At 70.4% G+C, this 20,450-nt stretch carries 20 protein-coding genes and 1 tRNA gene; 10 read left to right on the forward strand and 11 right to left on the reverse strand.

What is annotated here, in order from left to right:
* Positions 1–64: 64 nt before the first annotated feature.
* Positions 65–137: transfer RNA gene (locus BMZ82_RS36300), tRNA-Thr, on the reverse strand.
* Positions 138–355: 218 nt separating this feature from the next.
* Between BMZ82_RS36300 and BMZ82_RS36305 the strand changes: the two genes are divergently transcribed.
* The 3 genes from BMZ82_RS36305 (at position 356) to BMZ82_RS36315 (ending at position 3,010) form a co-directional block, all read left to right on the forward strand.
* Positions 356–1,441 (forward strand): ABC transporter ATP-binding protein, encoded by a 1,086-nt coding sequence (locus tag BMZ82_RS36305; RefSeq protein WP_093781665.1) that lies wholly within the window; start codon positions 356–358, stop codon positions 1,439–1,441.
* Between the two features lie 240 nt (positions 1,442–1,681).
* Entirely contained in the window at positions 1,682–2,161 is a 480-nt protein-coding gene (locus BMZ82_RS36310) for a hypothetical protein (protein WP_093781666.1), read from the forward strand.
* 117 nt (positions 2,162–2,278) lie between these two features.
* Positions 2,279–3,010 carry a nucleotidyltransferase family protein gene (locus BMZ82_RS36315; RefSeq protein ID WP_093781667.1) on the forward strand — a complete coding sequence of 244 codons (732 nt, stop codon included), beginning with the start codon at positions 2,279–2,281 and terminating at the stop codon, positions 3,008–3,010.
* 305 nt (positions 3,011–3,315) lie between these two features.
* On the opposite strand, the gene BMZ82_RS36320 is transcribed toward BMZ82_RS36315, so the two are convergent.
* From BMZ82_RS36320 to BMZ82_RS36345, 6 genes are all read right to left on the reverse strand, one after another.
* Positions 3,316–5,019 carry a DoxX family membrane protein gene (locus BMZ82_RS36320; RefSeq protein ID WP_177244838.1) on the reverse strand — a complete coding sequence of 568 codons (1,704 nt, stop codon included), beginning with the start codon at positions 5,017–5,019 and terminating at the stop codon, positions 3,316–3,318.
* A gap of 172 nt (positions 5,020–5,191) precedes the next feature.
* Positions 5,192–6,133 (reverse strand): 23S rRNA (guanosine(2251)-2'-O)-methyltransferase RlmB, encoded by a 942-nt coding sequence (gene rlmB / locus BMZ82_RS36325; protein WP_093781669.1) that lies wholly within the window; start codon positions 6,131–6,133, stop codon positions 5,192–5,194.
* 127 nt (positions 6,134–6,260) lie between these two features.
* Positions 6,261–7,661: a cysteine--tRNA ligase gene (cysS, locus tag BMZ82_RS36330; protein WP_093781682.1), complete on the reverse strand. Its 1,401-nt coding sequence runs from the start codon at positions 7,659–7,661 to the stop codon at positions 6,261–6,263.
* Positions 7,662–7,779: 118 nt separating this feature from the next.
* Complete coding sequence (gene ispF, locus BMZ82_RS36335; protein ID WP_177244839.1) at positions 7,780–8,298, reverse strand: 2-C-methyl-D-erythritol 2,4-cyclodiphosphate synthase; 519 nt, start codon at positions 8,296–8,298, stop codon at positions 7,780–7,782.
* Positions 8,288–9,040: a 2-C-methyl-D-erythritol 4-phosphate cytidylyltransferase gene (ispD, locus tag BMZ82_RS36340; protein ID WP_093781671.1), complete on the reverse strand. Its 753-nt coding sequence runs from the start codon at positions 9,038–9,040 to the stop codon at positions 8,288–8,290. The genes ispF and ispD overlap by 11 nt, the downstream gene beginning before the upstream one ends.
* Positions 9,041–9,367: 327 nt before the next feature.
* Complete coding sequence (locus BMZ82_RS36345; RefSeq protein ID WP_003953493.1) at positions 9,368–9,850, reverse strand: CarD family transcriptional regulator; 483 nt, start codon at positions 9,848–9,850, stop codon at positions 9,368–9,370.
* Between the two features lie 676 nt (positions 9,851–10,526).
* Between BMZ82_RS36345 and BMZ82_RS36355 the strand changes: the two genes are divergently transcribed.
* Complete coding sequence (locus BMZ82_RS36355; RefSeq protein WP_093781673.1) at positions 10,527–11,189, forward strand: copper chaperone PCu(A)C domain-containing protein; 663 nt, start codon at positions 10,527–10,529, stop codon at positions 11,187–11,189.
* A gap of 209 nt (positions 11,190–11,398) precedes the next feature.
* Here BMZ82_RS36355 and BMZ82_RS36360 read toward each other — a convergent pair whose 3' ends face one another.
* Positions 11,399–12,079 carry a two-component system response regulator PhoP gene (locus BMZ82_RS36360; RefSeq protein ID WP_015659563.1) on the reverse strand — a complete coding sequence of 227 codons (681 nt, stop codon included), beginning with the start codon at positions 12,077–12,079 and terminating at the stop codon, positions 11,399–11,401.
* Positions 12,076–13,449, reverse strand: coding sequence for a two-component system sensor histidine kinase PhoR (locus BMZ82_RS36365; protein ID WP_093781674.1), 1,374 nt, complete (start codon positions 13,447–13,449; stop codon positions 12,076–12,078). The genes BMZ82_RS36360 and BMZ82_RS36365 overlap by 4 nt, the downstream gene beginning before the upstream one ends.
* Positions 13,450–13,781: 332 nt before the next feature.
* On the opposite strand from BMZ82_RS36365, the gene phoU reads away from it, so the two are divergent.
* From phoU to BMZ82_RS36385, 5 genes are all read left to right on the forward strand, one after another.
* Complete coding sequence (gene phoU / locus BMZ82_RS36370) at positions 13,782–14,495, forward strand: phosphate signaling complex protein PhoU (RefSeq protein ID WP_093781675.1); 714 nt, start codon at positions 13,782–13,784, stop codon at positions 14,493–14,495.
* 166 nt (positions 14,496–14,661) lie between these two features.
* Positions 14,662–14,820, forward strand: a complete 159-nt coding sequence (locus tag BMZ82_RS41085; RefSeq protein ID WP_177244840.1) for a hypothetical protein — start codon at positions 14,662–14,664, stop codon at positions 14,818–14,820.
* A 185-nt stretch (positions 14,821–15,005) separates the two neighbouring features.
* A complete protein-coding gene (locus tag BMZ82_RS36375) occupies positions 15,006–15,254 on the forward strand; it encodes an SCO4226 family nickel-binding protein (protein WP_093781676.1) in 249 nt (82 codons plus the stop codon).
* Entirely contained in the window at positions 15,251–16,978 is a 1,728-nt protein-coding gene (locus BMZ82_RS36380) for an FAD-dependent monooxygenase (protein ID WP_371271350.1), read from the forward strand. The genes BMZ82_RS36375 and BMZ82_RS36380 overlap by 4 nt, the downstream gene beginning before the upstream one ends.
* A gap of 104 nt (positions 16,979–17,082) precedes the next feature.
* On the forward strand, positions 17,083–17,358 hold the full coding sequence (locus tag BMZ82_RS36385) for a ribosomal protein L7/L12 (protein WP_093781677.1): 276 nt from the start codon (positions 17,083–17,085) through the stop codon (positions 17,356–17,358).
* Positions 17,359–17,441: 83 nt separating this feature from the next.
* Here BMZ82_RS36385 and BMZ82_RS36390 read toward each other — a convergent pair whose 3' ends face one another.
* The gene (locus tag BMZ82_RS36390; RefSeq protein ID WP_093781678.1) at positions 17,442–18,203 is read right to left on the reverse strand and encodes a phosphoglyceromutase; all 762 of its coding nucleotides are present in this window, start codon (positions 18,201–18,203) and stop codon (positions 17,442–17,444) included.
* Between the two features lie 185 nt (positions 18,204–18,388).
* Between BMZ82_RS36390 and BMZ82_RS36395 the strand changes: the two genes are divergently transcribed.
* Positions 18,389–19,681, forward strand: coding sequence for an MDR family MFS transporter (locus BMZ82_RS36395; protein WP_093781679.1), 1,293 nt, complete (start codon positions 18,389–18,391; stop codon positions 19,679–19,681).
* 39 nt (positions 19,682–19,720) lie between these two features.
* Here BMZ82_RS36395 and BMZ82_RS36400 read toward each other — a convergent pair whose 3' ends face one another.
* Positions 19,721–20,326, reverse strand: a complete 606-nt coding sequence (locus BMZ82_RS36400; protein WP_093781680.1) for a dihydrofolate reductase family protein — start codon at positions 20,324–20,326, stop codon at positions 19,721–19,723.
* Between the last annotated feature and the right edge of the window lie 124 nt (positions 20,327–20,450).

Genomic DNA, 20,450 nt, shown 5'->3' on the forward strand with positions numbered 1-20,450 from the left:
CACGCAGACCCCTCGGAATGATCTAGGAACGGGGCCGGATACGGCCTGAGCTGGGAAGGAAGAGGGCCCCCTGTCGGATTCGAACCGACGACCTTCGCTTTACAAGAGCGGTGCTCTACCAACTGAGCTAAGGAGGCGTGCGCGCGTGACTCACGTGCGTGCCCGTGCAGTGTACCCAGGTCACCGGGGCGGCCCGTCGAAAATTTCCGCGAAGTTCACATGCCTCCAGGTACTGACAGATCAGGCGAACGCGAGGTACCGTCCTGACCCAGTTCGCTCATGTGGACTACACCAACCACCTTCCTACAACGGATCGTCCGGCACGTTCCTGCCGGTAGAAGGGGGCCTCACAGCCATGGCCACTGTTACGTTCGACAAGGCGACCCGGATCTACCCGGGTTCCACGAAGCCCGCCGTCGACGCGCTGGAGATCGACATCGCGGACGGTGAGTTCCTCGTCCTGGTCGGTCCGTCCGGCTGCGGCAAGTCCACCTCGCTCCGCATGCTCGCGGGGCTCGAGGACGTCAACGGCGGTGCGATCCGCATCGGCGACCGCGACGTCACGCACCTGCCGCCGAAGGACCGGGACATCGCCATGGTGTTCCAGAACTACGCGCTCTACCCGCACATGTCGGTCGCCGACAACATGGGCTTCGCGCTGAAGATCGCCGGCGTCAACAAGGCGGAGATCCGGCAGAAGGTCGAGGAGGCCGCGAAGATCCTCGACCTCACCGACTACCTGGACCGCAAGCCGAAGGCCCTCTCCGGCGGTCAGCGCCAGCGGGTCGCGATGGGCCGCGCCATCGTGCGCGAGCCGCAGGTCTTCCTCATGGACGAGCCGCTGTCCAACCTGGACGCCAAGCTCCGCGTCTCGACGCGCACGCAGATCGCGTCGCTCCAGCGCCGCCTCGGCATCACCACCGTCTACGTCACCCACGACCAGGTCGAGGCGCTGACGATGGGCGACCGGGTCGCCGTCCTCAAGGACGGTCTGCTCCAGCAGGTCGACACCCCGCGCAACATGTACGACCGCCCCGCCAACCTCTTCGTCGCCGGCTTCATCGGCTCCCCGGCGATGAACCTCGTCGAGGTCCCGATCACCGACGGCGGCGTGAAGTTCGGCAACGCGGTGGTGCCGGTGCAGCGTGACGCGCTCTCCGCCGCCACCGACAAGACGGTCACCGTCGGCGTCCGCCCCGAGCACTTCGACGTGGCCACCGGCGTCGAGAAGGGCCTCGCGGTCGTCGTGAACGTGGTCGAGGAGCTCGGCTCCGACGCCTTCGTCTACGGCACCGCCCAGGTCGGCGACGAGTCGAAGGACCTCGTGGTCCGCGTCGGCGGCCGTGACGTCCCGGAGAAGGGCAGCACGCTGCACGTCGTCCCGCGCGGCGGCGAGACCCACGTGTTCTCGACGTCGACGGGCGAGCGCCTCTCGGACTGACGGCGCGGCGCGACCTACGACGCCACGAAACGGCTGATTAAACCCGGGTAATTCACCCAGGTTGACGAAAAGGGCCCCGCAGCCTGCTGCGGGGCCCTTTCTCGTGCCCGGAAAATCCCCAACACGGCGGACATTTCACCCATGCCCCGTCAACCCCTTACCCAAAAGGGAGCACAGCTTCATCCCCCGTATGGGTGACTAAATGTCGCCAAATCATTACTGCACGCTACCCTCTCACGCGTGAAGCACTCCGCGAACCACTCCACCACCCAGCGCGCGCGCGGCGGCCGGGGCGGCCCAGCCCGCCGTATCGGCCGCTCGCTCGCCCTCGTCCTGCCCGTAGTCATGGTGCTCTCCGGGACCCTCGCGGTCACCCGGGTCAACTGGTCGGGGGACCCCTCGGATTCGGTGCTCACCGCCTCCGACGTCTCCACCGCGCACCAGGCCGCGCAGCACGCCGCCGACGCCGCCAAGGCCCCGCAGGACGTCCTGCGGGACCAGTTGCTCACCGAGCTCCAGGAGAAGGATCCGGGCGTCGCCCTGACCCACCTCCAGGCCGCGGTGAACGGCAAGCCGTCGCTGGCCGGCCACTGCGCCTCCATCGCCCGCGCCCTGGGCCGCGCCGCGGTCCGCATGTACGGGCCGTCCCGAGCGCAGTCGTACGCCCGCCCGGTGTGCGACACCGCCTTCGCCTCGGGCGTCCTGGCGGCACACGGCTAAGGCCCCGGGGCCTTGAGCCCCCACCCCCACCCCCTCTCCCGCCCCACCGGACCGCGTGGCTCCCCTCCCACCGGGGGAGCCACGCACCCGGCGACGGGCGGCACGTACAGTGCGGGCATGACCGATCCGCACGCCGCGTCCCACCCCACGCAAGCCGTCATCCTGGCCGGTGGCCAGGGGTCCCGGCTGCGCCCCTACACCGACGACCGCCCCAAGCCGATGGTCGAGATCCCCGGCACGGGGACGCCGATCATCGGCCACCAGCTCGGCTGGCTCGCCGAGGAGGGCGTGACCGACGTCGTCGTCTCCTGCGGCCACCTCGCCGAAGTCCTCGACGACTGGCTGAAGTCGGCCGAGCTGCCCGTGAAGGTCACCACCGTCGTGGAGTCCGAGCCTCTGGGCCGCGGCGGCGGCCTGAAGTACGCGGCCGCCCACCTCCCCCACCCCGACCGGCCCTGGTACGCCACCAACGGCGACATCTGGACCCGTTTCTCGCTGCGCGAGATGGCCGACTTCCACACCGAGCGCGACGCCGTGGCGACGGTCGCCCTCGCCCGCCCGCGCATCCCCTGGGGCGCGGTGCAGACGGACGGCTTCGGCCACATCACCGACTTCATCGAAGCCCCGCCCACGACCTACGAGATCAACGCGGGCGTCTACGTCTTCTCCCCCGCCTTCGCCGACCTCCTCCCCACCCTCGGCGACCACGAACGCACCACGTTCCCCCACCTGGCCCGAGAACTCCGCCTGGCCGGCTACCCCATCCCCCAGGGCGCGTACTGGCGAGCCATCGACACAGCGAAGGACCTCACGGAAGCCGCAAAGGAACTGGCAGCGCTGGGTCGCTGACAGTCGGGCAGGAGACCGTCGTGTCGTCACCTGCGGGCCGGTGGGGGCTGGTCGCGCAGTTCCCCGCGCCCCTTAGGGGCGACGGTGTGCCGCGCGCTGACAGGCGCTGCTGACACGACGGTCGGGGTGCCGCGCACCAACAAGCGTTCCTGACACGACAGCGGGGTGCCGCGCACCGACAAGCACCGCTCATACGACGGTGGGGGTGCCGTGCGCTGGTAAGCGCACGGCACCCCCACCGTCTTTAGGGGCGCGGGGAACTGCGCGACCAGCCCCCACCGGCCCGCGGCCGTGAACGAGACCCGCTACCCGAGCAGTCCGCCCACCAGCCCAGGCTGCCCGGACGACGACGAACCGCCACCGTCGGACCCACCGGAACCACTCGACCCGCCAGAGCTGCTCGCGCCCCCGGACGACGGCCCCGAACTACTACTCGGCGCCTGCTCCACGGGAGTGGCCCGCTCAGGCGGTGCCTGCCCGGCAGTCCCCTGGGTCTGACTGGGCGCCCCGGCACCAGCACCCGCATCCGAACCCGCCGTCGCGGAATCCCGAGCCGCGGACGGCTCACTCTCCGCCCCAGCCGTCGGCGCGGCCGAAGTCGCCCCCTGGGTCGGCGAGCTGGACGCGGACGGCGTCCGGGAGGCCGTGTCGCGCGTACCGGACTTCTCCGGCAGCGGCATACCGGGCAGTTCGTTGCGCGGCGGCTCACCGGGCCCGGGCACGATGACCCGGTCGGAGTCGCGCACGGCCCCGCCGAGCAGCGAGCCGACGAGCAGCGTGAGCCCGACGGCGATCGCGGTGACCAGCGCCCCCCGCCGCAGCACGTACCGGCGCAGTTCCCACAGGTCGGACCGCGGCCCGAGCCGCCGCCAGGCACCCGCGGCGAGCCGCCCGTCGACCGAGTAGACGGGCGCGCCCGCGATGATCAGCGGCGACCAGGCGGCGAGATAGATGATGTCGGGGGTGTCGTAGACCGGGACGGTCTTCCAGCTCACCGTGACGATGAGCGCGGCCGAGAGCCCGGCCCCGACGACCGCGGCGACCCGCTGCCAGCACCCCAGCACCGTGAGAACACCCACGACGACCTGGAGGAAGGCGATGACGAGACCGGAGCCGACCGGGTGGTGCAGGGCGAACTGGCGCAGCGGCTCGGCGACTTCCCACGGATGCAGGGTGTTGAGCCACTTCACCATCGAGCCGCGCTTGCCGCCGTCGAAGTAGACGGGGTCGCACAGCTTGCCCATGCCGGCGTAGATGGAGATGAAGCCGAGGAAGATCCGGAGCGGGAGGAGCACCACTCCCAGGTTCATCCGGCGGCCGGGATAGTAGGCGTGCCGGGCGGGGTCGTCACCCTGCCGCCGGGTACGCGGACCCCGGTCCCGGTCCCCCTCCTGGTCCTGGTGGAGGCCGCCGTCGGCCTCCCCGAAGTCCTCGAACTGGGCGTCGTCGTAGGCGGGTTCGTCGTAGGCGCTGCCGACGGTGCGCATGTGCGGCAGGAGGCGGTGCTCGCCGGCGACGGGGGCGCGCTGCGCGCCGACGACGGGGGTCTCGAGGGTCTGCGCGGCGAGGTCGCCGTCGTAGTCCCTGTCGTCCGCGCCGACGCGGGGGATGACCTGGGTGGCGCCGGCGTCGGCGGCGGGCGGTTCGCCGTGGCCGACGCTGCCTGCCCGCACGGCCTGCAGCAGCCGGTGCGCCCCGGTGTCGTCCGGCGCGGACTTGCCGCTCCAGACGACGGCCCGCCGACGGCCACCGGCAGCGGCCCCCGCTCTGCCCGCCGCCCCGACGACGGGGATGCGCGCGGTGTCATCGATGGCGCTCACGTGCCGGGCGATCCGCGGGGATTGGTTACGCCGCGCCGACGCGCCCAACTGCACGCGGAAGCTCACGTGGCTGACGATGATCTGCGCCGGATCGCTCGGCACCTTCACCATGCTCAGCGCGGGAGCGTCGTCGAATCCCGACGAGCGGTCCCCCGTGGGAGTGCGGGGTGTTCTGGTGTCCACACTCATCTAACCGAGTGACGTGTGTTTAGGACACTGCTTTGACCCGCCGGATCTGTCCGGACTCCGTCAAGGTTGCTCTACACGCCAGGATTAAACCGTTCGGGTGAACTTACGGACGCGCGTTCAGCCCCCGCAAGCCCCACCCCATCACCCCTGCCACATGCCAGCCAGGCAGCCGTCAGGCCCTGCGCCGAGCCGCCTCGTACAGGACGATGCCCGCCGCGACACCCGCGTTGAGGGACTCCGCGCCGCCCGGCATCGCGATCCGTACCCGGTAGTCGCAGGTCTCGCCGACCAGCCGCGAGAGGCCCTTGCCCTCGCTGCCGACGACGATGACGAGCGGGCCGTCGAGGGCGGCCAGGTCGCCGACCTCGTGCTCGCCGTCGGCCGCCAGGCCGACCACGACGATGCCGGCCTTGCGGTAGGCCTCCAGGGCGCGGGTCAGGTTGGTGACACGGGCGACCGGGGTCCGGGCGGCCGTACCGGCGGACGACTTCCAGGCGCCGGCCGTCATACCGGCCGCACGACGCTCGGGCACGACGACGCCGTGGCCGCCGAAGGCGGAGACGGAACGCACGACGGCACCGAGGTTGCGCGGGTCGGTCACCCCGTCGAGGGCGACGATCAGCGGGTCCTCGCCGTTGTCGTAGGCGGCCGCGGCCAGGTCCTCGGAGTGCGCGTACTCGTACGGCGGGACCTGGAGGACCAGGCCCTGGTGGTTGAGGCCGTTGGTCATGCGGTCCAGCTCGGGGCGCGGGGCCTCCATGAGGTTGATGCCGCCGCGCTCGGCCGCGAGCTGCAACGCCTCGCGCACCCGCTCGTCGTTGTCGATGAACTGCTGGACGTAGAGCGTGCTCGCGGGCACCCCGCCGCGCAGCGCCTCGACGACCGGGTTGCGGCCGACGACCATCTCGGACGTGCCCTTGCCGCCCCGGCCGCGCGCCGCGGGCCGGCGCACGGCCTGCTTCGCCTTGGCGTTCGCGATGCGGTTCGCCTTGTGCTTCTTGCGCATCTCGGCGGGCGGGGTCGGACCCTTGCCCTCCAGGCCTCGACGCCGCTGGCCGCCACTGCCGACCTGCGCGCCCTTCTTGCCGGACATGCGGCGGTTGTTGGCTGCCATGAGTAACTCGTCTCCGTGAGCTTCGTACGTACGACGTACGTACGACGTACGTGTGCGAAAAACTGTCTGCGTCTTATGCAGTGTGCCGCCCGGAAGGCCGGGCGGCACACTTGATCTAGAAGAGGGGCTAGCGCGGGCCGAGGCTCCAGCGCGGGCCCTGGGGGCCGTCCTCGATGGTCAGGCCGGACTGGGTGAGCTGGTCGCGGATGGCGTCGGCGGTCGCCCAGTCCTTGCGCCCGCGCGCCGACTCCCGCTGGTCGAGGACGAGTCGTACGAGGCTGTCGACCACGCCGTGCAGGTCCTCGCCCCGGCTCTCGTCACCGGCCCAGTGCGGGTCGAGCGGGTCCAGACCGAGGACGCCGAGCATGGCGCGGACCTCGGCGAGGCGGGCCACGGCGGCTTCCTTGTCGTCGGCGGCGAGCGCCGAGTTCCCCTGCCGGACCGTCGTGTGCACGATGGCCAGCGCCTGCGGGACGCCCAGGTCGTCGTCCATCGCCTCGGCGAAGGCGGGCGGCACCTCGGCCGCCGGTTCGACGACCCCCCCGGCCTTCTCGATGACGCGCTGCACGAACCCCTCGATCCGCGCGAACGCCGACTCGGCCTCGCGCAGCGACTCCTCGCTGTACTCGATCATCGAGCGGTAGTGCGGGGTGCCGAGGTAGTAGCGCAGGACGATCGGACGCCACGCCTTGACCATCTCGCTGACCAGGACCGAGTTGCCGAGGGACTTCGACATCTTCTCGCCGCTCATGGTGACCCAGGCGTTGTGCACCCAGTACCGGGCGAACTCGTCGCCGTAGGCCTTGGCCTGGGCGATCTCGTTCTCGTGGTGCGGGAAGATCAGGTCGAGGCCGCCGCCGTGGATGTCGAAGGCCGGGCCCAGGTACTTGTGGGCCATCGCCGAGCACTCCAGGTGCCAGCCGGGCCGGCCGCGGCCCCACGGCGTCTCCCAGTCGGGCTCGCCCGGCTTGGTCGCCTTCCACATCGCGAAGTCTCGCGGGTCCCGCTTGCCGGTGATGCCCTCCTCGGAGGGCTGGCGCAGGTCGTCGACGTCCTGGTTGGACAGCTCCAGGTAGCCGGGGAAGGAGCGCACGTCGAAGTAGACGCTGCCGTCGGCCTCGTACGCGTGACCGCGCTCGATGAGGCCGCGCATCATCTCGATCATCTCCGGGACGTGCCCGGTGGCGCGCGGTTCGTACGTCGGCGGGAGGCAGCCGAGGGCCTGGTAGCCGTCGTTGAACGCCCGCTCGTTCTCGTACCCGATGGACCACCAGGGGCGGCCCTGGTCGTGCGACTTGGCGATGATCTTGTCGTCGATGTCGGTGACGTTGCGGACGAACGTGACGTCGTAGCCGCGGTAGTCGAACCAGCGGCGCATGATGTCGAAGTTCAGGCCGGAGCGGATGTGGCCGATGTGCGGGGCCGCCTGCACCGTGGCGCCACAGAGGTAGATCGAGACGCAACCCGGCAGGATCGGGGCGAAGTCACGGATCTGCCGGGCGCTGGTGTCGTACAGGCGAATGGTCACCACACCAGGGTAGTGGGCGCGCGGCGATGCCTCACGCCTTCCGGCGATTGGACCGATTTCGGCTGCGGGCCGGTGGGGGGTTGGCCGCGCAGTTCCCCGCGCCCCTTGGTTGGCACACTCACGCCTGTCGCACCACCAACGCCGTCGCCACCGCCATCAGACCCTCGCCGCGGCCCGGGAAGCCGAGGCCGTCCGTCGTCGCGCCCGATACCGAGACGGGGGCGCCGGCCGCCTCCGACAGCAGCTTCTGCGCCTCGTCCCGCCGCTTGCCGATCTTCGGCCGCGGTCCGACGACCTGTACGGCGACGTTGCCGATGACGAACCCGGCGGCGCGGACGATCCGGGCGGCCTCCGTGAGCAGGGTGACGCCCGACGCGCCGGACCACTCGGGGCGCCCGGTGCCGAAGTGCTGCCCGAGGTCGCCGAGCCCCGCGGCGGAGAAGAGCGCGTTGCAGGCGGCGTGCGCGACGACGTCGGCGTCGGAGTGCCCGGCCAGGCCGGGTCCCTCGCCCTCCCACTTCAGGCCCGCGCACCACAGCTCGCGGCCCTCCTCGAAGGCGTGGATGTCGGTGCCGATGCCGACCTGGGGCAGCGGCATCCCCGCGAAACTCGTCCCGGAGGTCGTCTCAGAAGCCATCGTTGAGCCTCCTGCGGGCCAGGACCGCCTCGGCGAGGACCAGGTCGAGGGGGCGGGTGACCTTGAAGGCCTCCTCGTGGCCGGGCACGACCACGACCGTCAGGCCGAGCTGCTCGACCATGCTCGCGTCGTCGGTGACGTTGTCCGTGACCGTCTCGTGGGCCCGGATCAGGGTCGCGCGGTCGAACCCCTGCGGGGTCTGGACGGCGCGCAGCCGGGCGCGTTCGGGGGTGGCGACGACCGGCTCGGGGTCGCCGGGGGTCGCGGCCGGTTCGACCTCCTTGACGGTGTCGGCGAGCGGCAGCGCCGGGACGACGGCCGGTGCGCCGTCGCGTACGGCCTCGATGACGGCGTCCACCGTGTCCACCGGGACGAGGGGGCGGGCGGCGTCGTGCACGAGGACGATGTCGTGGCCGGGGGGCAGCGCGTCCAGGCCCAGCTTCACGGACTCCTGGCGGGACTCGCCGCCGGGGACGACCAGGAAGTCGGTGCGGTCGGGCAGCGCGTGCGCGTCGAGCAGTGACTTGACCTCGGCGGTGCCGTCCGGCGGGGCCACGACGACGACAAGGGAGACGGCGCGGGAGGCGGCCAGGGCGCGCACCGCGTGGATCAGCATGGGCGTGCCGCTCAGCGTGCGGAGCGCTTTGGGGGCGCCCGGACCGAGGCGTACACCGCGGCCGGCGGCCGGAATCACCGCGGCCGTGCGGGCGGGCGCGGGGGTGGGACGCGAATCGTCAGACATCGGTTCCTGTCAGGTTTGTGTGCTGGCCTGGCGTGGGTATGGCCTGGGAAGTGCCGGGCGCGACGCCTTGACCGACCCTTCCGTGACGCACTGGTCGAGGCAGCGGCCCGGGCCCGGCACACCAGTATCGAAGTACCGGGGAGGTACTGAAGTACCGGGGGATACGGCGATTTCCGGACACGCACCGGACACGAACATGCCGCAGCGCCCGGCGACGGGAAATACGTCATCGGGCACCGCGGCATTTCGGTGTTCTTCAGTGTGCTGTGTGCGCGTTCTTCAGCGTGCTGAGACCGGTCTCGGGCACCGGTGTCAGGACGACCGATGTCAGGACGCGAGAACCTCGTCGAGCAGCGCTTCGGCCTTGTCCTCGTTGGTGTTCTCCGCGAGAGCGAGCTCACTCACCAGGATCTGGCGAGCCTTGGCGAGCATGCGCTTCTCACCGGCGGAGAGTCCGCGCTCGCGCTCACGACGCCACAGGTCACGCACGACTTCCGCGACCTTGATGACATCGCCGGAGGCGAGCTTCTCCAGATTTGCCTTGTACCGACGCGACCAGTTCGTGGGCTCCTCGGCGTACGGCGCGCGCAGCACCTCGAAGACCCGGTCCAGCCCGTCCTGACCGACCACATCACGTACGCCGACGAACTCCGCATTGTCCGCTGGCACACGTACCGTCAGGTCACCCTGGGCGACCTTCAGCACCAAGTAGGTCTTGTCCACGCCTTTGATCTGGCGAGTTTCGATAGCCTCGATCAGCGCGGCCCCGTGATGGGGATAGACCACGGTGTCGCCAACCTTGAACGTCATGTGACAGGTACCCCTTCCGTGGCTATCCAGGGTAACACGGAAACTACGGGTTCTGAATGGCGTTTTCGCAGGTCAGGGCATATCTCGGGGCTTGACAACAGCGACAGGAACGTGCTGCGGAGGGCCTCCGGAAGCAGGTATTCGCAGGTCGGAGCGGCTCTCCGAGGGGGGAGAAACGCGCACGGTACACACATCCGGAGGCCCGCGCGAGCGGTTGAACGTCCGTAAATGTCCGCTTCCAAGCGTGCGACTTCCGCTACTCCGTTCGGTGCGCGCGGCCGGATACGAGTCGTTTCCGGAATTGATCATCCACTCTTCGACCGGGCCCGTGATCAATTCCGGTGATCGTCTCGTTTTCCTTCACGGAAAATCCGTGCGCGGGTGTCGGAGGCGCTTATGTGAATGGCAGACGAGCGGGAAGAGGAGTGGGAAGACGGGCAGGAAGACGAGTGGTGAAGCCAATGTGACTCATGGGTCGCCCGGGGTGGTCGGGGCGGGGATGACGGAGGACAAGCAGGGTGTCCGCCGGGGCCCCGGAACGCCCAGGAACGCTCTAGAGGCGGGTCGGGTGCGATGGCTCGGGAACGGCTCGGTAACCTAAGGGCCGTTGACAGACCCTTAGGACGGCTGTAGTCACAGGAAAAGCCGCCCGCGTGTTCAAGGAGTTGCCGCCGCCGTGAGCAGCAGCCTTCGACGTGGCGCCCTCGCCGCTTCCGCCATCGCGTTCTCGATCGCCTCGCTCGCCGCCTGCGGGGCCGGCAACGACTCCCAGACCCTGGAGATCAAGCCGGACAACGCCGCCACCAGCGTCGGCGACATCAAGCTGCAGAACGTCGTCGTCATCACCCAGCCCGACCTGGAGTCGACCGGTCCCGCCGTGATCTCGGCGACCGTCTTCAACACCGGGAAGACCGCCCAGACGCTGGACTCCATCACCGTCGACGGCACCGGCAAGTCCGCCGAGCTGAAGCCCGCCAAGGGCAAGGGCAAGCTGACCGTGCCGGCCGGCGGCTCGGTCGTGATCGGCGGCGCGAACAACGCCTCCGCCGTCCTGCCGAGCAGCCGTGAGGCCGTCCGGGACGGCAACGCGCAGAAGGTCACCTTCACCTTCAGCGACACCGGCGAGGTCAGCCTGCGCGCCTTCGTCGTCCCCTCCGAGAGCTACTTCTCGTCGTGGGGGCCGACCGACATGCCGAGCGCGTCCCCCAAGACCTCGCAGTCGCCGTCCGGCAAGGCTTCGCCCTCGGAGTCGGCGACCGCGGGCGGCACCGCCGAGTCGGGTGCCCCGTCGGACACGGCGTCCCCGAGCCCGTCGGACACCACGGCAACGACCCACTGAGGTCGAGCTGAACCTCGTACACATGTGAAGGGCGGCACCCCGAGTGGGGTACCGCCCTTCACACGTACACGGATCTACAGGCCGGATCTACAGGCCCTACAGGCCGGCCTACGGCTCGAGCACCGTCCTCGACGCACCCCTCGCACCGCTGCGCGGGCTTCGGAGTGCTGCGCCGGACTCCGTCCGACGGCCGGCCGCAGGATCGCTCTCTACGGCTCGAACTTATAGCCCAGGCCCCGCACCGTCACCAGGTACCTGGGCGCGCCCGGATCGGGCTCGATCTTGGCGCGGAGGCGCTTGACGTGGACGTCGAGGGTCTTGGTGTCGCCCACGTAGTCGGCGCCCCAGACGCGGTCGATGAGCTGCATGCGGGTCAGGACGCGGCCCGCGTTGCGCAGCAGCATCTCCAGGAGGTCGAACTCCTTGAGGGGGAGGTCGACCTTGGAGCCGGAGACCGTCACGACGTGGCGGTCGACGTCCATGCGGACCGGGCCGGCCTCCAGGGCTGCCGGAGTGACCTCCTCCGGTTCGCCGCGGCGGCGCAGGACGGCCCGGATACGGGCGACCAGTTCGCGCGAGGAGAAGGGCTTGGTGACGTAGTCGTCGGCTCCTATCTCCAGGCCGACGACCTTGTCGATCTCGCTGTCCTTGGCCGTCACCATGATCACGGGGACGTTGGAGCGGCCGCGCAACTGGCGGCAGACCTCCGTGCCGGGCAGGCCCGGCAGCATCAGGTCGAGGAGGACGAGGTCGGCGCCGTTGCGCTCGAACTCGTCCAGCCCGTCGGGCCCGGTGGTCGCGACGGCGACCTCGAAGCCCTCTTTGCGGAGCATGTACGACAAGGCGTCGGAGAAGGACTCCTCGTCCTCGACGACGAGCACTCGGGTCACGGATGGACCTCCGGGGCGGAAAGCGTCTGGTACGCGGACGGGTCGGTGGAAGAGGCGCGGGGTGCTGTTTGGGGTGGGTGGGGTGAGTGGTGAGGGGAGGAGCGGGCGGAGCGCGGGGAGCGGGTGGCCTCGGCGAGGTCACCGGAGTCGTCGAGGTCGTCGGCCTCGTCCAGTTCGTCGATCTCGTCCGGGTCCGGGAACCGGTGCGCGCGGTCGCGGTGTGCGCCCGCCTCCGGGAGGCGCAGGGTGAACGTGGAGCCCTGGTTCTCGGCGCTCCACACCGTGACCTCCCCGCCGTGCGACGCGGCCACGTGCTTGACGATGGCCAGCCCGAGGCCCGTACCGCCCGTCTGGCGGGAGCGGGCCGGGTCGACGCGGTAGAAGCGCTCGAAGATGCGCTCCTTGTCCTTGTCGGAGATGCCGATGCCCTGGTCGGTCACGGCGATCTCGATCAGGTCCCCGCCGGACGCGCTCACCCTGCGAGCGGCTATGCCGACGCGGGTGCGGGCCGGCGAGTAGTTGACGGCGTTCTCGACGAGGTTGCCGAGGGCCGCGGCCAACTGCCCCCGGTTGCCGAAGACCCGCAGGTCGGCGGTGCCGGCGGCGGCGATGGTGATCTGCTTGGTGCCGGCCTGGTGCCGGCAGCGGTCGACGGCCTCGGCGACGAGTTCGTCGACGCCGACCGGTTCGGCGTCCTCGAGGGGATCGTCGTTCTGGACCCTCGACAGGTCGATGAGCTCCTGGACCAGGCTGGTCAGCCGGGTGGCCTCGATCTGCATCCGGCCGGCGAACCGCTCCACCGCCTCGGGGTCGTCCGAGGCGTCCATGACGGCCTCGGAGAGCAGGGAGAGCGCGCCGACCGGGGTCTTCAGCTCATGGCTGACGTTCGCCACGAAGTCGCGGCGCACCGCCTCGATACGACGGGCCTCGGTGAGGTCCTCGACGAGGAGCAGCACGAGCCGCGAGCCCAGCGGGGCGACTCTGGCGGACACGGCGAGGGCCTCGCCGCGCCCGGTGCCGCGCCGGGGCAGGTCCAGCTCGACCTGGCGTATCTCCCCGTCGCGTCTGGTGTCCCGCGCCATCTTCAGCATCGGATCGACGCTGAGCCGGCCGCCGCGCACCAGCCCGAGGGCGTACGCGGCGGAGCTCGCCTTGACGACGGCGTCGGCCTCGTCGAGGACGACGGCGGAGGAGCGGAGCACGGACAGGACGGTGTCCACGCCCGGCGGAAGCACCGGGTCCGTGTGGAGAGAGGTGCGCGTGGGGCGCTTCTGTTCCCGTTCGCTCCAGCGGAACGCCAGCATGGCGATGACACCGGTGAGCACCCCGGCGATCGCTGCCGCTGCGGCGACCGCCGCGTTCACGTCCATGCACCCAGGTTAGGCACGGGTTGCGTCCTGGCCACAGCCATCGAGGTGCGAGCTCGAACACTCGTCGCCCAGAGTTCACCTTGGAGCCAGTGGTGGTTCATTTGAGGTGACGGAAATCGACGCGTACGGGGCGGACCGTGGCACGGTGGGGTTCGCGGCACTGGTTTCACGGCTGGTCGGCACCGGTTTCACGGCCGGTTCCCGCCTCGGTTCCGCGGCCGGTTCCGACCCCTGGAACCGGGTCCGGAACGGAAGCCCCAGGCCAAGACCCGAACCGAACCCGAACCCGGCTCCGAACCCTGAGAACAACGACGTACGAGAGGGAAATCCTGATGCGGGACGCGTACCACGAGGAACTGGACTCGATCGGCGACAGCCTGGTGGAGATGGCCCGGCTGGTCGGGTCGGCGATCGGACGCGCCACGACCGCCATTCTCGACGCCGACCTCAAGCTCGCCGAGAGCGTCATCGAGGCCGACAAGAAGGTCGACGAGCTCCAGCACGACCTGGAGGCCAAGGCCATAGCGCTGCTGGCGCGGCAGCAGCCGGTGGCGACGGACCTGCGGATCGTCGTCACGTCGCTGCGCATGTCGGCCGACCTGGAGCGCTCCGGCGACCTCGCCCAGCACGTGGCGAAGCTCGCCCGGCTGCGCTTCCCGAACCGCGCGGTGCCGCACGACCTGCACGCCACCGTCCTGGAGATGGGCCAGCTCGCGCAGCGCCTGATGGCGAAGGCGGCGGAGTGCATCATCACCAAGGACGTCGACATGGCACTCCAGCTCGAGCAGGACGACGACGAGATGGACCTCCTGCACCGCACGCTCTTCCAGCACCTGATCGACGACCGCTGGAAGCACGGCATCGAGACGGCCGTCGACGTCACACTGCTGGGCCGCTACTACGAGCGGTACGCCGACCACGCGGTGGCCGTCGCCAAGCGCGTGGTGTTCCTGGTGACGGGCGAGCACGCGGACGAGCTCCAGCCGGACCTTCAGCCGGAGATCCAGCCCTCGGGCGGGCCGGAAGCGGGAGCCGAGGGGGCCTGAAAGGGGCCTGAAAGGGGCCTGAAGGAGCCTGGAGGGGCCCGAAAAGGGGGCCTGACCGGAGGGGCTGGGGCGTACGCGAGCCACTGTGCGCCGCTGATGCGCCGTTGATGCGCCCAGTGGAGCGGGCATGCAATGGGCACAGGCCCTACGCCTCCGGGAGGAACCCATGGCCGAGTCCCCCAGCACCCCCACGCCCGACCCCACGCAGGAACGCCCGACCGAGCGGCCCGCCGAGATCAGGAACCTGATGCTGATCGGCGCGTGCGGCTGCGGTTCGGGGTGCGGCTGCGGGTGCCAGTCGGGCAGCCCCTGCCAGTGCGGCTGAGGCGGCACGAAGCGATACGTGGTCGAAGGGCCCCGGCACCGACAGTGGCGCCGGGGCCCTTCGTCGTACGGTCATACCGTCGTGCGGTCGCCGCAGGGGATGCGCGGGCGCAGCATGAAGGGGGAGGGGGGAAGGGGGAAGGGGAGGCCCCGTGTCCCCTAGGGAATGGAAGGAGGCGGGCAGTCATGACCCGCTTCATGGACGTCCACCACAACATGAAGGGCATCACGGCCGACCAGCTCCTGGAGGCCCACCAAGCCGACCTCGCCATCGAGGGCGAAGAGGGCGTGCACTTCGCACACGCCTGGGCTGACCCGGAGTCCGGCACCGTCTACTGCCTCTCCGAGGGCCCCTCGGCCGAGGCCGTCCAACGCGTCCACGAACGCACCGGCCACAAGGCGGACGAGATCCACCCGGTTCCGCTGGCGGTGTGAGCCCGGAGGCGCCGGTGGCGCACACCGGGGCGACGACGGACGTACTGATCGCGGGCGCCGGCCCGGTGGGGCTGAGCGCGGCGGCCGAACTGTGCCGGCACGGGGTGCGCTGCCGGCTCGTCGACCGCCTGCCCGCCCGCCTCCCGTACGCGAAGGCGGTCGGCATCCAGCCGCGCACGCTGGAGATCTGGGACCGGATGGGGCTGGCCCGCACGGTCCTGGAGGCCGCCGCCGTGCTGCGCGGCCAGTTGATCTACGTCAACGGCCGCGAGCGGGCCCGCATCGACCTCGCCCTGCCACCCGAGGTGCCGTACGAGTTCGCCGTGCTCCCGCAGTACGAGACCGAGCGCCTGCTCGAGGAGTACGTCGCAGGCCTCGGCACCCGCATCGAACGCGGCACCGAGCTGCTGTCGTTCACCCAGGACGAGAACGGAGTCACCGCCCGCCTGCGCGCCGCCTCCGGCGCCGAGGCGGAGCTGCGGGCCGGCTATCTGATCGGTTGCGACGGAGCACACAGCACGGTGCGCAAGGGGCTGGGCCTCGGTTACGCGGGGGCGGCCTTCGCCGAGGAGTACATGCTGGGCGATGTCGAGGCCGACTGGGACCTGCCCCCCGGCTACGGCCTCCGCTCCACCCACCACACCCCCGACGGCGCCACCGACGACCTACTGGTCTGCATCCCCCTACCGGGCACGGCCCGCTACCGCATGTCGATGCTGGTCCCACCGGAACTCAAAACAAGCAACGGCGACGGCGGCGGCGATGAAGATGCCGTGCTCCACGGTCTGGAAAACGGTCTGGGGAACGACGGCACACCGAAACCGGAACTGCACCACCTCCAGGCGGTAGTGGACCGCCTGGCCCCCAAACCGACCCCCCTCTCCCACCTCCGCTGGTCCTCCGTCTTCCGCATCAGTCACCGCATCGTCGACCGCTACGGCGACGGGCGGGTCTTCGTCGCGGGCGACGCCGCCCACATCCACCCGCCGACCGGCGCCCAGGGCATGAACACCGGCATCCAGGACGCCTGCAACCTGGCCTGGAAACTCGCCCTGGTCCTCCGGGGCGAGGCCGGCCCCGCTCTCCTCACCACCTACGACGCCGAGCGCCGCCCGATCGGCGAGGAGGTCGTCGGCCGCACTGTCCGGCACGCCACCCAGGGCATCGAATCCGACCCCGACGACCCTCGCACCGTCCTGCTCCGCGAGGCCCAACTCCTCATCACCTACCGCACCGGCCCCCTGGCCACCCACCCTTACGGCCCACCCGAGGCCCCCCAACCCGGCGACCGCGCCCCCGACTGCCCCGGCCTGACCACCCCCACGGCCACCTACCCCTGGCGCCTACTGGACATCCTGCGCAACCGCCCAGACCACGTACTACTCCTCTACGGCACGGACTTGACGGCAATATCCGCAGCAGCGAAGGCAGCCACAACCCGACCAGAACCACCGCCCGAACCACCCCCACCCCCCATCACCCCCATCGCGATCCTCCCCCGCGAAACCACCCCGTCCTCCCCCACGACCCTGCCGTTCCCCGCCTACCGAGACACCACCGGCACCTTCGCCCACCTCTACGGCGCAGACGCAAACACCCCAACAGCCTTCGTCATCCGCCCAGACGGCCACTTGGGCGCCCGCTTCCCCTTGACCGACACCCCAACAGCCCTACCGGCCTACTTCACGACCTTGTCGGCCATGGTGATCTACGGCCGCCGATGAGTACGCTGAACCACTCCTCGCGCCCGAAGGGACGTCAAGTAGGCATGGGTGAAACCGATGGCTGAGAGCTCGTACGCTCCGGGCCACGGAAGGGCGGGAGGACGTTGGGCGACGAGTACTTCCTGTTGGTGTGCGACGACGTCCCTCACGACGTGGTGCTCACCGACCCCGGTGTCCGTGTGCTGGACGTCGCCCGAGTCGTACGCCGGCTGACGGGGCTGAGCCTCTGGCACAGCAAGGTTCTGGCGGTGCGGATACCCGCCGTGGTGCTCGCCGGCGTGCCGCGGGAAGATGCCGAGGCGGCGGTTGCGGCACTTCGTCAGGTGGGGGCCGAGGCAGAGGCAAGGGAGCAGCCGCCGCCGGACTTCCTCGGGCCCTGACGGCGGCCCCATCCGGCACCTCGGCCCAGCGAAAAGCCCCCGCCCCGCGAGGAAATCGCAGGTCGGGGGCATGATCGCAAAGGTTACTTCTTCTTGCCCTGGTTCTTGACCGCTTCGATCGCGGCTGCTGCCGCGTCCGGGTCGAGGTAGGTGCCGCCCGGGGTCAACGGCTTGAAGTCGGCGTCGAGTTCGTAGGCGAGGGGGATGCCCGTGGGGATGTTCAGGCCCGCGATGTCGGCGTCGGAGATGCCGTCGAGGTGCTTGACGAGGGCGCGGAGCGAGTTTCCGTGGGCGGCGACCAGGACCGTACGGCCGGACAGGAGGTCCGGGACGATGCCGTCGTACCAGTACGGGAGCATGCGGACGACGACGTCCTTCAGGCACTCCGTGCGCGGGCGCAACTCCGGGGGGATGGACGCGTAGCGCGGGTCGGCGGACTGGGAGAACTCCGAGTCGTCCGCGAGCGGGGGCGGCGGGGTGTCGTAGGAGCGGCGCCACAGCATGAACTGCTCCTCGCCGAACTCCGCGAGGGTCTGCGCCTTGTCCTTGCCCTGGAGGGCGCCGTAGTGGCGCTCGTTCAGGCGCCAGGAGCGGTGGACGGGGATCCAGTGGCGGTCGGCGGATTCGAGGGCCAGTTGGGCCGTGCGGATCGCGCGCCGCTGGAGGGACGTGTGGACCACGTCGGGGAGAAGGTCGGCGTCCTTCAGGAGTTCGCCACCGCGGACTGCCTCCTTCTCGCCCTTCTCGTTCAGGTTGACGTCCACCCAGCCGGTGAACAGGTTCTTCGCGTTCCACTCGCTCTCGCCGTGGCGGAGGAGGATCAGCTTGTACGGTGCGTCGGCCATGCGTATGAGCGTAATCCACCGCTCCGATCGGTTGTGCGCCCGCTCGCACAGCGGACAGGGGACGGGGCGGGGCCGCGAAAGTTCCCCCCGTCGGTTGACTGGATCCGTTAATTGAGTGGCTCTCCCGGGGCTCTCCTCGTAAGTTCTGCATGCTGTCTGCGCCGCTTACAACCCGGGGGATCCGCATGCCTGTCGCCGCCGCTTCGAGACGCGCCCTCCGCAAGACGCTCTCCGGGTTGCCCCGCGAGTTCTGGTGGCTGTGGACCAGCACGCTCGTCAACCGGCTCGGCGCGTTCGTCGCCACGTTCATGGCGCTGTACCTCACCCTCGACCGCGGCTACTCCGCCTCCTACGCCGGACTCGTCGCCGCGCTCCACGGGCTCGGCGGGGTGGTCTCCTCCCTCGGCGGCGGGGTCATGGCGGACCGGCTCGGGCGGCGGCCCACGCTGCTGATCGCGCAGACCTCCACCGCCCTGTCCGTCGCGCTGCTCGGGTTCGTGACCGACCCGCTCGCCATCGCCGGTGTCGCCTTCCTCGTCGGGATGGCCTCGAACGCCTCCCGGCCTGCCGTGCAGGCGATGATGGCGGACATCGTGCGGCCCGAGGACCGGGTCCGCGCGTTCTCCCTCAACTACTGGGCCATCAACCTCGGTTTCGCCGTCTCGTCCACGGCCGCCGGGTTCATCGCCGAGGTCAGCTACCGCGCCGGGTTCCTCGCCGAGGCCGGGATGACGCTGGTGTGCGCGCTCGTCGTCTTCCTCAAGCTGCCCGAGTCGCGGCCCCGGCAGCAGGAGAAGGCCGCCCGGGAGGACTCCGTCGGGCTGGGGACCGTACTGCGCGACGGGCGGTTCATGTCCGTCGTAGGACTGTCCTTCCTGGTCGCGCTCATCTTCCAGCAGGGGTCCGTGGGGCTGCCCGTGGCGATGGGCGCGGCCGGGTTCACACCGGCCGACTACGGCATGGCGATCGCCGTCAACGGCGTGCTGATCGTCGCGCTGCAACTGCCCGTCACCCGGTTCATCGAGCACCGCGATCCGCGCCGGCTGCTGGTCGTCTCCTCCGTCCTCGCCGGCTACGGCTTCGGGCTCACCGCGTTCGCCGGGTCGGTCGGCGTCTTCGCGCTGACGATCTGCGTGTGGACCCTCGCCGAGATCGTCAACGCGCCGACCCAGACCGGGCTCGTCGTCCGCCTCTCCCCCGTCCACGGCCGCGGCCGCTACCAGGGCATGTACACCCTCTCCTGGGCCGCCGCCTCCCTGATCGCCCCACTGACGTCCGGCTTCGTCATCGACCACTACGGCGCGCAGTGGCTGTGGGGGATGTGCGCGGTCGTGGGGACGGCGGCGGGGGTGGGGTACGGGGCGCTGATGCGGCGGCTGCCGGACGAGGAGGCCGTACCTGACCCCGACCCCGACCTCGGCCCGGACGTCGGCCTCGACGCCGGCGCCGGTGCGAAGTCCGAGGCCCGGGCTGCCTGACGGGCGGGGGCCAGGAGTGTGGTCCGGCCGACCCTGAGCTCAGTAGCTGTCGTAGCTGGGCTTGCCGTTCGGGCGGTAGACGGCGACGACCGTACCGCCCTTCGTCGTGGAGACGCTGATCGGCTCCAGTGCGGTGGGGATCGCTCCGTCGGCGAACAGCCGCTTGCCGGTGCCGATGATCACCGGGTGGATGGTCAGCCGGTACTCGTCGACGAGGTTGTGGCGCATGAGGGTCTGGGCGAGGTCGCCGCTGCCGACGACGTTGACGTCGCCGCCGTCGGACGCCTTCAGCTTGCGTACGGCGTCGACGACATCGCCCTCCAGCAGCGTGGAGTTCTGCCACTCGACGGACGTCAGGGTCCGGGACGCCACGTACTTGTCCATGCTGTTCATCCGATGGGTGAACGGGTTGTCGGGGTCGGCGGTCGGCCAGTACGACGCGAAGATCTCGTACGTCTTGCGGCCGAGCAGCATCGCGTCGGCGTGCTCGTACCAACCGGCGATGGCGGTGCCGACCTCGTCGTCGTCCACCGGCTTCTGCCAGCCGCCGTGCTCGAAGCCGCTCTCGGCGTCCTCGTCCGGCCCGCCCGGTGCCTGCATGACGCCGTCCAGCGTGAGGAACGTACAAACAATGATCTTGCGCATGGTGCGCTCCCTTCGTCGACAGGTAGACGGCACGACCGCCGGAAACTCATCGGTGGAAGGTCGGCTGATCGGCTAGTCCCGTACTTCGCGGGTCGCTGATTCGTATGGTGTGACCGGCCCGGGG

The organism is Streptomyces sp. yr375 (genome assembly GCF_900110755.1).
In the GTDB taxonomy this organism is placed as follows: domain Bacteria; phylum Actinomycetota; class Actinomycetes; order Streptomycetales; family Streptomycetaceae; genus Streptomyces.

Coding starts and splice junctions, on each gene's coding strand:
- BMZ82_RS36305 (WP_093781665.1), top strand. CDS start 356: ATGGCCACTGTTACGTTCGACAAGGCGACCCGGATCTACCCGGGTTCC.
- BMZ82_RS36315 (WP_093781667.1), top strand. CDS start 2,279: ATGACCGATCCGCACGCCGCGTCCCACCCCACGCAAGCCGTCATCCTG.
- BMZ82_RS36320 (WP_177244838.1), bottom strand. CDS start 5,019: ATGAGTGTGGACACCAGAACACCCCGCACTCCCACGGGGGACCGCTCG.
- rlmB (WP_093781669.1), bottom strand. CDS start 6,133: ATGGCAGCCAACAACCGCCGCATGTCCGGCAAGAAGGGCGCGCAGGTC.
- ispF (WP_177244839.1), bottom strand. CDS start 8,298: ATGGCTTCTGAGACGACCTCCGGGACGAGTTTCGCGGGGATGCCGCTG.
- ispD (WP_093781671.1), bottom strand. CDS start 9,040: ATGTCTGACGATTCGCGTCCCACCCCCGCGCCCGCCCGCACGGCCGCG.
- BMZ82_RS36345 (WP_003953493.1), bottom strand. CDS start 9,850: ATGACGTTCAAGGTTGGCGACACCGTGGTCTATCCCCATCACGGGGCC.
- BMZ82_RS36365 (WP_093781674.1), bottom strand. CDS start 13,449: ATGGACGTGAACGCGGCGGTCGCCGCAGCGGCAGCGATCGCCGGGGTG.
- phoU (WP_093781675.1), top strand. CDS start 13,782: ATGCGGGACGCGTACCACGAGGAACTGGACTCGATCGGCGACAGCCTG.
- BMZ82_RS41085 (WP_177244840.1), top strand. CDS start 14,662: ATGGCCGAGTCCCCCAGCACCCCCACGCCCGACCCCACGCAGGAACGC.
- BMZ82_RS36375 (WP_093781676.1), top strand. CDS start 15,006: ATGACCCGCTTCATGGACGTCCACCACAACATGAAGGGCATCACGGCC.
- BMZ82_RS36390 (WP_093781678.1), bottom strand. CDS start 18,203: ATGGCCGACGCACCGTACAAGCTGATCCTCCTCCGCCACGGCGAGAGC.
- BMZ82_RS36395 (WP_093781679.1), top strand. CDS start 18,389: ATGCCTGTCGCCGCCGCTTCGAGACGCGCCCTCCGCAAGACGCTCTCC.
- BMZ82_RS36400 (WP_093781680.1), bottom strand. CDS start 20,326: ATGCGCAAGATCATTGTTTGTACGTTCCTCACGCTGGACGGCGTCATG.